The organism is Burkholderia glumae LMG 2196 = ATCC 33617, assembly GCF_000960995.1.
Classification (GTDB): domain Bacteria; phylum Pseudomonadota; class Gammaproteobacteria; order Burkholderiales; family Burkholderiaceae; genus Burkholderia; species Burkholderia glumae.
In genome coordinates this window covers 1,984,517-1,994,249 of record NZ_CP009434.1, presented here as the reverse complement: position 1 = coordinate 1,994,249, position 9,733 = coordinate 1,984,517, and the positions used below count along the sequence as shown (strand labels likewise).

Sequence of the window (9,733 nt, the reverse complement as noted above, 5' to 3'; positions counted from 1 at the left end):
CCGCGCGCGCGGGGGCCACGCAACGACAGACTGGAAACGAACCACGTGACCGACAACACACCTACCGCGCGCCCCGACGCGCTGCGGCTCGCGACCCAATACGCGGCGCTGCCCGAAGACAAGCGCGCGCTGTTTCGCGCCCGCGCGCGCAGCCAGGGCATCGACACCTCGGCGCTGCCGGCCGTGCCGCTCGCGCCGCGCCCGGCGCGCTTTCCGCTGCTGCCGGCGCAGGAGCGGCTATGGTTCCTGTGGTGCCTCGATCCGAACCATGCCGGCTATCACCTGACGCAGACCCTGCGCCTGAGCGGCCGGTTCGACGCGGCGGCGCTGCGGCGCGCGTTCGGCGCGCTGCTGGCGCGCCACGAAGCGCTGCGGCTGCGCTTCGAGGCCGGCGACGGCGTGCCGATGCAGGTTCCCGGGCCGGTCCCGGCCGAAGCCGACGGCGCGGCCGGCGGCGCCTTCACGCTGCGCCAGGTCGGCCGCGATCCCGCCGCGCTCGCGGCGGCGCTGCACGGCTTCGCCTGCGCGCCGTTCGATCTGAGCGGCGGCCTGCCGATCCGCGTCGGCGTGTTCGAGGTGGCGCCGGACCAGCGCGTGCTGCAGATCGTGGTCCATCACATCGTCGCCGACGCGTGGTCGATGGAGCTGCTGCTGCGCGATCTGCTCGCGTTCTATCGCGGCCAGACGCCGGCGCCGCTGCCGCTGCAGTTCGCCGACGTCGCGATGTGGCGCCGCGAGTGGCTGGCCGCCGACGAACTCGACGCCCAGCTGGCGCACTGGCGCGCGGTGCTCGACGGCGCGCCGGGGGCGATCACGCTGCCGCGCGATCTGCCGCCGCGCCCGCAGCGCTCGCATGACGGCGGCACGGTGCGCCGCACGCTGGACGCGCCGCTCGCCGGGCGGCTGCGCGCGATCGCGCGCGAGCAGGGCACCACGCCGTTTACGCTGCTGCTGGCCGCCTATGGCGTGCTGCTCGGCCGCTACGCCGCGCAGCGCACGGTGCTGATCGGCGTGCCGTCGGCCGGGCGCGAGCGCCGCGAGACCGAGGCGCTGGTCGGCTTCTTCGTCAACACGCTGATCGTGCGCGCCGACCTGGACGGCGCGCAGCGCTTCGACGCGCTGCTGCGCGCGCTGCATGCGCGCGTGCTCGACGCGCAGGCGCACCGCGAGGTGCCGTTCGCGCGGCTCGTCGAGGCGCTCGCGGTGGAGCGCGACCTCGACAGCTCGCCGCTGTTCCAGGTGATGTTCGATCTGGCCGTCGATCAGGCGCGCGGGCCGCTGGCGCTGCCCGACGGGCTGCTGGCCGAGCCGCTCGGCGACGCCGCCGTGACCGCGCGCTTCGACCTCGCCCTGAACGGGCGCGACCGCGGCGCGGGCGGCGGCGTCGAGCTGGCGCTGACCTATGCGCGCGACCGCTTCGTCGAGGCCAGCGTGGCGCGCTTGCTCGACGACTACACGGCCTTGCTCGCGCAGATCGCGGCCGACCCGGCGCGGCGCGTGGCCGATCTGGCCGCGCCGCGCGCGCGCGAGGCGGCCCGCCGCGAGATCGCGCGCGCGCCGTTCCAGCCCGCGCACCGGCGCATCGCCGAGCGCGCGGCGCGCTGCCCGGCCCGCGTCGCGCTGCGCTGCGAGGGCGCCGAACTCGGCTACGGCGAGCTCGACGGCTGGGCCGCCCGGATCGGCGCGGCGCTGCGCGGCGACGGCCTGGCGCCCGGCGAGCGCGTCGGCCTGCTGCTGAACCGCTCGCTCGCGCTGCCGGCCGCGCTGCTCGGCGTCTGGCACGCGGGCGGCGCGTTCGTGCCGCTCGATCCCGAGTATCCGCCGGCACGGCTGCGTGCGATGATCGCCGACGCGGGCGTGAGGCGCGTGATCGTCGACGACGGCACGCGCGCGCGCTGGCCCGACCTGCTCGCGCCGCTGCGCGCGATCGATGCGTGGCAGCCGCGCGCCGAGCCCGCCGCGCACTGGCCCGGCGCCTCCGGCGGCCCGGCCGCGCCGCTCCATCCCGAGGCGCTGGCCTACGTGATCTACACCTCCGGCTCGACCGGCACGCCGAAGGGCGTGGCGATCTCGCACGGCGCGCTCGCGCTGCATCTCGACGATTTCCTGCACGACCACCGCATCACCGAGACCGACGTGGTGCTGCAATCGTCCACCATCAATTTCGACGTGGCGCTGCACGAGCTGCTGCCCGCGCTGATCGCGGGCGCCCGCGTGGTGATGCGCGGCCCGCTGGCCTGGGAGCTCGACACGCTGAACCGCACGCTGATCGACGAGCGCGTGACGTTCGCGCGGATTCCCACCGCTCTGTGGCAGCAGTGGCGCATCGCGCTGCCGGCGCCCGAGGCGCTGGCGCTGCGGCAGATCACGGTGGGCGGCGAGGGGCTGCCCGGCGACGCACTCGCGAAATGGCTCGACGGCCCGCTCGCGCGGGTCGCGATCGACAATCTCTACGGGCCGACCGAGACCACCGTGGCCGCGCTGCATCACCCGGTGGGGCCGGCCGACGCGGCCAGCGCGATCGTCGCGATCGGCCGCTGCTACCCGTCGCGGCACGCCTACGTGGCCGATCTGGACGGCAACCGCGCGCCCGACGGCGCGCTCGGCGAGCTCTGCATCGGCGGCGCGACGCTCGCGCACGGCTACCTGGGCCGCCCCGAGCTGACCGCCGAGCGTTTCGTGCCCGATCCGACCGGCGCGCCCGGCTCGCGCGTCTATCGCAGCGGCGACCTGTGCCGCGCGCGTCCGGACGGCACCATCGACTTTCTCGGCCGGCTCGACCAGCAGATCAAGCTGCGCGGCCACCGCATCGAGCTCGGCGAGATCGAGACGGCGCTGCGGCGCGCGGCCGGCGTGCGCGAGGGCGTGGTGGATCTGCGCGGCGCCGGCGAGCGCAAGCGGCTGGTGGCCTACTTCACCGGCACGGCCGCGCCCGAGGCGGTGCGCGAGGCGCTCGCGGCCACCCTGCCGGCCTCGCACGTGCCGTCGCTCTGCGTCGCGCTGGCCGCGCTGCCCACGCTGCCCAACGGCAAGCTCGACCGCCGCGCGCTGCCCGAGCCCGACGACACCGTCGCCGGCCGTGCGGTGCCGCCCGACGGCCCGCTCGAAACCACCTTGCTGGCGATCTGGCAGACCGTGCTGGGGCGCCGCGATTTCGGCGTGACCGATGCGTTCTTCGCGCTCGGCGGCGATTCGATCTCGAGCCTGCGGGTGATCGCGCAGGCTCGCGCGGCCGGCTGGATCGTCAGTGCGCGGCAGGTGTTCGAGCATCCGAGCGTGCGCGCGCTCGCACGCGTCGCGCAGCGCGCCGATGCGGCGCCGGGCGAGGGCGCCGCGGCCGGCCCGCAGGACGGCCCGCCCGATGACCCGCAGGACGGCCCGCAGGACGCGCCGCTCGTGCCGATGCAGCAGTGGTTCTTCGAGCAATTTCCCGACGCGCCCTCGCGCTGGAACCAGTCGGTGCTGCTGACGAGCGCCGAGCCGCTCGAGGCGGCCGCGCTGCGCGGCGCGTTCGCGGCGCTGCTCGCCACCCACGACGCGCTGCGCGTGCGCTTCGTCCGCGATCCGGCCGGCGCGGCCTGGACCCAGACGATCGCTCCCCCCTCGGCCTCGGCCGCGCTGGCCGAGGCCGCGTTCGAATCGATCGACCTGCGCGCAGCCGGCAGCGATGCCGGCGCGTGGCGCGCCGCGCTCGCGCGCCAGGCCGAGCGCCTGCACGGCAGCCTCGATCTGGCCGCCGGGCCGCTGATCCGCGCGGCGGCCATGGCGACGCCCGACGGCGCGCGACTGCTGATCGTGGCCCATCACCTGGTGATGGACGGCGTGTCGTGGCGGATCCTGCTCGACGATCTGCTGAGCGCCTACGATGCCGCGCGCGCCGCGCCGGCCGGGGCGCCGCCCGCGCTGCCGCGCCCGGCCACGGGCTGGGCCGACTGGTCGCGGCGGCTCGCGGCCTACGCGAGGCAGCCGGAGCTGCTGAGCGAGCTGGCCTGGTGGCAGGCGCGCCTGGGCACCGCGCCCGCGGCCGCGCCGCGCGCCGAGGGCGGCCAGCGGCATCGCGCCTGGGCGCTCGACGCCGCCGCCACCGCGTGCCTGACCGATGCCGGCTGGCGCATCGACGACGTGCTGCTCGCGGCGCTCGCGCATGCCTGCGCGCAGGTGCTGCCCGAGCTGCCGGTGATCGTCGAGCTGGAGGGCCATGGCCGCGGCGAGCGGGTGCCCGGCGTCGACCTGAGCCGCACGGTGGGCTGGTTCACGACGCAGTACCCGCTGCGCATCGAGGCGCGCGAGACCGCCGGCGCGACGCGGCGCGCGATCGCCGCGGCCCGCGCCGAGCTGCCGGCCGACGGGCTGCACTACAACCTGCTGCGCTACGCGGGCCTGGCCTCGTCGCGCGCGGCGCTGGCCGCGCTGCCGGCCACCACGGTCGGCTTCAACTACCTGGGCCGCTTCGACGAGCGGCTCGGCGCGGGCCGCTTCGGCTTCGCCGCCGAGGACAGCGGCGACGGCACGCTCGGCCGCGCCGCGCGCGGGCCGCGCCACTGGCTCGACCTGAACGGCCTGATCGCCGACGGCCGCCTCAAGGTGGACTGGAGCGCGGCCGAGCGTGCGGTGGACGAGGCCCGGCTCGCGCGCCTGATCGCCGCGTTCGACGCGCAGGTGCGCGCGCTGGCCGACGCGGCCGCGCGCAGCGCGCCGGGCGGGGAGGCGGCGCCGGCCGCGCCGCGCGGCTTCGGCGGGCTGCCCGCCGGCGCCATGCCGGCCGCCGTGGCGGGCGCGAACCCGGCGGCCGAGGCCGCGTTCGCGGTCTGGCGCGAGCGCTTCTACACCGAGGCGCGGCTCGCGCCGTCGCCCGATCCGCTGCGCCAGCCGCTCAACGCGGCGCATGCGGCCGTCACGCTGTTCTGCTGCTATCCCGGCTTCGGCCTGACCGGCGAATACCGCTTCCTCGCGGCCGCGCTGCAGGGCGTCGCCTCGGTGGTCGCGCTGCGCGCGCCCGGCTTCGCGCTGCCCGACTCGACGCCGGCCGACTGGCCCGCCTCGTTCGACGCGCTCGCCGATGCCGCTACGCGCAGCGTGCTCGACGCGCAGCCGCGCGGCCCCTACCGGCTGCTCGGCTGGTCGTTCGGCGGCCGGCTCGCGTTCACGGTGGCGGCCCGGCTGCGCGCGCTCGGTCACGAGGTCGACTTCGTCGGCCTGCTCGACACCGCGGTGCGCACCGCCGACGCGCACGAGGCCGGGCCCGCTGCCGACGCCGGCCCGGCCGGCGCGCGCGACGCGCTGCCGGGCTGGCTCGACGCCCAGCCCGACGGCGCGCTGCTGCGGCCCCTGTTCGCCCGCGCCGCCGAGATCGACGCGCTGCATTACCGGCTGCGGCTCGACCACGCGCTGCCGCGCCTCGACGTGCCGGTCACCTTCTGGCAGGCCTCGCGCGACGCCGTGGCCGGCCGCGACCGCGACTGGCGGCCCTACACGAGCGCGGGCGTGACGCTGTTGGAGGCCGACGCGACGCACAGCGGAATCGTGCTGCATCCGGCCGTGCACGACGAGCTGGCGCGCCGCCTGCGCGCGCTCGCGGCGCCGGCGGACCGTGCCGCGAGCGCCGCGCGATCGCACCGGGAGGCGGCCGCCGCGGCGCAAATCGTTCGCGACGACGCGCGGCAGGGCTGAACTGTCGGATAATGCCAACCCCGGCGGGCCGCGCCCGCCGCTCCCGCAAGACGATGCTGATGAGGATGGAACCGAAGCCGTGACCACATCCGCCGGCGCTACGCCGCTCTACCGCCTGTCTGGCGTCGATTTCTCGATCGGCGACAAGACCCTGCTGCAGGACATTTCGCTCGACGTGCCGGCCGGGCAGGTGGTCGGCCTGATCGGCCACAACGGCTCCGGCAAGACCTCGCTGATGCGCCTGCTGGCGCGCCTGCACGCGCCCACGCGCGGCACCATCGCGTTCGACGGCGCGCCGCTCGAAAGCTGGCCGCATCGCCGCTTCGCGCAGCAGGTCGCGCACCTGCCGCAATACACGCCGCAGACCGACGGGCTGCTGGTGCGCGAGCTGGTGGCGCTCGGCCGCTACCCGTGGCACGGCGCGCTCGGCCGCTTCACGCGCGAGGACCATGCCCACGTCGAGGACGCGATGGCCTCCACCGACGTGGCGCACTATGCCGAGCGGCCGGTGGACAGCCTGTCGGGCGGCGAGCGGCAGCGTGTCTGGCTGGCCATGCTGATCGCGCAGAACAGCCGCTGCGTGCTGCTCGACGAGCCCACCTCGGCACTCGACATCGGCCACCAGCTCGAGGTGCTGCAGCTGATCCGCACGCTGTGCGACGCGCGCGGCATGACGGCGGTGGTGGTGCTGCACGACGTGAACATGGCGACGCGCTTCTGCACGCAGCTGGTCTCGCTGCGCGGCGGGCGCGTGCTGATGCAGGCCGGCCCCGAGGAGATCATGCGCGAGGACAGCCTCGAGGCGATCTACGGCGTGCCGATGGGCGTGATGACCGACCCGGTCGGCGGCCACCGCATCGGTTATCCGCGATGAGCCGGCCGCGTTCCGTTCGGCGCGCGCGCGCCATGCCGCGCCCCGATCCGCAGCGCCGCCGCTGGCTCGCGCGCGGCGGCGCGTTCGGCCTGCTCGGCGCGCTGGCCTGGTGCGCGCCGCTGCGCGCGGCGGCGCCGGCCGCCGCCGCGCCCGCCAGGTTCCCCACGCGCGTCGTCTCGATGAACTGGGAGCTGACCGAGACGCTGCTCGCGCTCGGCGTGGTGCCGGTCGGCGTTTCGCTGCCCGACTGGTATCGCAGCTCGATCGTCGAGCCGCCGCTGCCGCCGGGGGTGGCCGACATCGGCCTGCTGTACCAGCCCAACTTCGAGGTGCTGCTGGCGCTGCGGCCGGACCTGCTGGTGATCACGCCGGGCCACCTGCCGGCCCTGCGCACGCTGCAGCGCGTGGCGCCCACCATCACCCTGAGCCAGTACATGACGAGCGCGCAGCCGTACCGCGATCTCTGCGGCGAGACGGTCACGCTCGGCGCGCGGCTCGGGCGCACCGCGCGCGCGCAGCAGCTGGTGGCCGAGGCGGCGCGCACCACCGAGGCGGTGCGCGCGCGGCTCGCGGCCCGGCCGGCGCTGCTGCGCCATCCGCTGATCGTGGCCGAGCTGGTGGACGATCGCCATCTGCGCGTCTACGGCCGCGGCAGCCTGTTCGACGAGATGCTCGCCAGGCTCGGCGCGGCCAATGCCGCGCATCCGCGCGACGGCGGCGCGGCATGGCCCACCCAGGCGGGCTATGCGCTGGTGCCGCTGCAGCGGCTCGCCGAGGTGCCCGCGGCGAGCCTGCTGCTGGTCGGCCCGGTCAGGCCCGACGCGCGCCGCGGGCTCGACGACAACGCGATCTGGCAGGCGCTGCCGGCGGTGCGCGAGCGGCGCGTCGCGACGCTGCCGGTGATCGCGCCTTACGGAGGACTGGTATCGATGCAACGCTTCGCCGGGGCGATCGAGGCGGCGCTGACGGCGATCGACGCGGGAGGGGGCGGTGTTGCGTAATCCCATGGCCTTGCCCCGTCACGCCGCGCCGCGCGAGTTCCGCTGGTGGCTGGTGGGCGCGCTGCTGGCCGTCTCGCTGCTGCTCGCGGCGCTCGGCATCCGCGCCGAGCTCGACGGCGCGCCGTTCTGGCAGGCGCTGTTGGCGCCCGATCCGCGCGACCTGCACCAGATCCTGGTGCGCGACAGCATGCTGCCGCGCATCGCGATGACGCTGCTCTGCGGCGGCGCGCTCGCGCTGGCCGGCACGCTCGCGCAGCAGGTGCTGCGCAATCCGCTCGCCGAGCCGATGACGCTCGGCGTGTTTCCCGGCGCCTATCTCGCGCTGGTGCTCGCCGATCTGTGGGCGCCGTCGTGGCTCGCGCTGGGCCGCCCCGCGGTCGCGCTGGCGGGCGGCACCGTCGCGATGCTGATCGTGTTCGCGCTGTCCGCGCGGCAGAAGATGGCGCCGCTCGCGGTGGTGCTGTCGGGCATGATCGTCAACCTCTACTGCGGGGCGATCTGCCTCGCGCTGTCGATGGCGCACTTCGAGCTGCTGCGCGGCCTGATGATCTGGGGCGGCGGCGCGCTCGACCAGACCGGCTGGCACGAGAGCCGGATGCTCGCGCTGGCGGTGCTCGGCTGCGCGCTCGTCACCGCGCTGCTGCGGCGTCCGCTCGGCGTGTTCGACGCCGGCGACGCGACGGTGCGCAGCCTCGGCGTGGGCCTGCATCGCACGCGCGTCGCGGCGCTGCTGGTCTCGGTGGTGCTGACCGCGGCGGTGGTCTCCACGGTCGGCGTGATCGGCTTCGTCGGGCTGGCCGCGCCCACGCTCGCGCGGCTCGCCGGCGCGCGCCGCATCGGCCAGCGCCTGATCTGGGCGCCGTGCCTCGGCGCCGCGCTGCTGTGGCTGACCGACGAGCTGGTGCGCGTGGCCTCGTCGGCCGAACTGTTCTCGGCGCACCTGATTCCCACCGGCACCGTCACCTCGCTGGTGGGCGTGCCGCTGTTGCTGCTGCTGCTGCCCAAGCTGCGCGCGCAGCCGGACCTGCACGCGGCCGGCATCGCCGCCGGCCCGCCCGCGCGGCTCGCGCGCCGGCTGCCGGTCGCGCTCGTCGCGCTGGTGCTGGTGATGGGGCTGAGCTTCGGCGTCACGCGCACGCTCGACGGCTGGCGCATCGGCGATCTCGAGCAGATGCGCGCGATCCTGTTCTGGCGCGCGCCGCACACCATCGCGGCGGCCGCGGCCGGCGTGCTGCTGGCGATCGGCGGCACGCTGATCCAGCGCATCACCGCCAACCCGATGGCGAGCCCGGACCTGCTCGGCGTCAGCTCGGGCGGCATGCTCGGCATCGTGGCGGTGCTGTTCGCCGGCGTGCTGCCGAGCCCGGGCGTGCTGTTCGCGAGCTGCCTGGGCGGCGTGATCGTCACGCTCGCGCTGCTGATGTGGCTCGGCTCGCGGGCCGCGTTCGCGCCGGAGCGGCTGCTGCTGATCGGCGTGGCGATCAGCGCGCTGCTGCAGGCGATCGTCAGCGCGATGATGTCGAGCGGCGACTCGCGCGTCGGAATGGTGCTGAACTTCATCGTCGGCTCGACCTACTACGTGCAGGCGCCGATCGCCTATGGCGCCACCGTGATCGCGCTGCTCGGCCTGGCTGGCGCGCCGCTGCTGAGCCGCTGGGTCGAGGCGCTCGGGCTCGGTGCCGGCGTGGCGGGCGGCCTCGGCGTGCCGGTCGCCCGCGCCCGCGTGACGATCCTGCTGCTCGCCTCGGTGCTGACGGCCGCCTCGACCATGCTGGTCGGCCCGCTGTCGTTCGTCGGCCTGATCGCGCCGCATATCGCGCGCTTCTCCGGCGCGCGCCGGCCGGCTTCGCAGATCCTCGTCGCGGCCGTGATCGGCGCCTTGCTGATGACCTTCGCCGAGTGGCTCGGCCGCCAGCTGGTGTTCCCGGAGGAGGTCGCCTCGGGGCTCGTCGCCACGCTGATCGGCGGCCCGTATCTGATCGCGCTGATGCTGCGCAAGACGCTCACCTCCACCTGAGCGGCCCGCCGCCGCGCCGCCGCCGCGTCCGCGCGCGGCGGGGCGGGGCGCGCGGCGCCGCCGGTCGGCGCGGCCGCTTCCGGCGCGGCCCGCCGCGCGTCATCTAGTTAGGATACTTGAGCAAACGGCATGCACGCGCCCGCGGCGCCGGCGCTCGCGATCGCCGCGGGC

At 76.1% G+C, this 9,733-nt stretch carries 4 protein-coding genes; all 4 read left to right on the top strand.

Annotation, left to right across the window (positions count from 1 at the left end; translation table 11 throughout):
- Positions 1-45: 45 nt before the first annotated feature.
- Complete coding sequence (locus KS03_RS09300; protein WP_045678755.1) at positions 46-5,670, top strand: non-ribosomal peptide synthetase; 5,625 nt, start codon at positions 46-48, stop codon at positions 5,668-5,670.
- Positions 5,671-5,749: 79 nt separating this feature from the next.
- Entirely contained in the window at positions 5,750-6,544 is a 795-nt protein-coding gene (locus KS03_RS09295) for an ABC transporter ATP-binding protein (protein ID WP_012733768.1), read from the top strand.
- Between the two features lie 32 nt (positions 6,545-6,576).
- A complete protein-coding gene (locus tag KS03_RS09290; protein ID WP_012733769.1) occupies positions 6,577-7,545 on the top strand; it encodes an iron-siderophore ABC transporter substrate-binding protein in 969 nt (322 codons plus the stop codon).
- Between the two features lie 4 nt (positions 7,546-7,549).
- On the top strand, positions 7,550-9,562 hold the full coding sequence (gene fhuB / locus KS03_RS09285; protein WP_012733770.1) for a Fe(3+)-hydroxamate ABC transporter permease FhuB: 2,013 nt from the start codon (positions 7,550-7,552) through the stop codon (positions 9,560-9,562).
- Positions 9,563-9,733 lie beyond the last annotated feature (171 nt).

What these genes read in the sequence shown, in the direction of transcription:
- KS03_RS09290 (WP_012733769.1), top strand. Translation starts at nt 6,577, where the DNA reads ATGCCGCGCCCCGATCCGCAGCGCCGCCGCTGGCTCGCGCGCGGCGGC.
- fhuB (WP_012733770.1), top strand. Translation starts at nt 7,550, where the DNA reads ATGGCCTTGCCCCGTCACGCCGCGCCGCGCGAGTTCCGCTGGTGGCTG.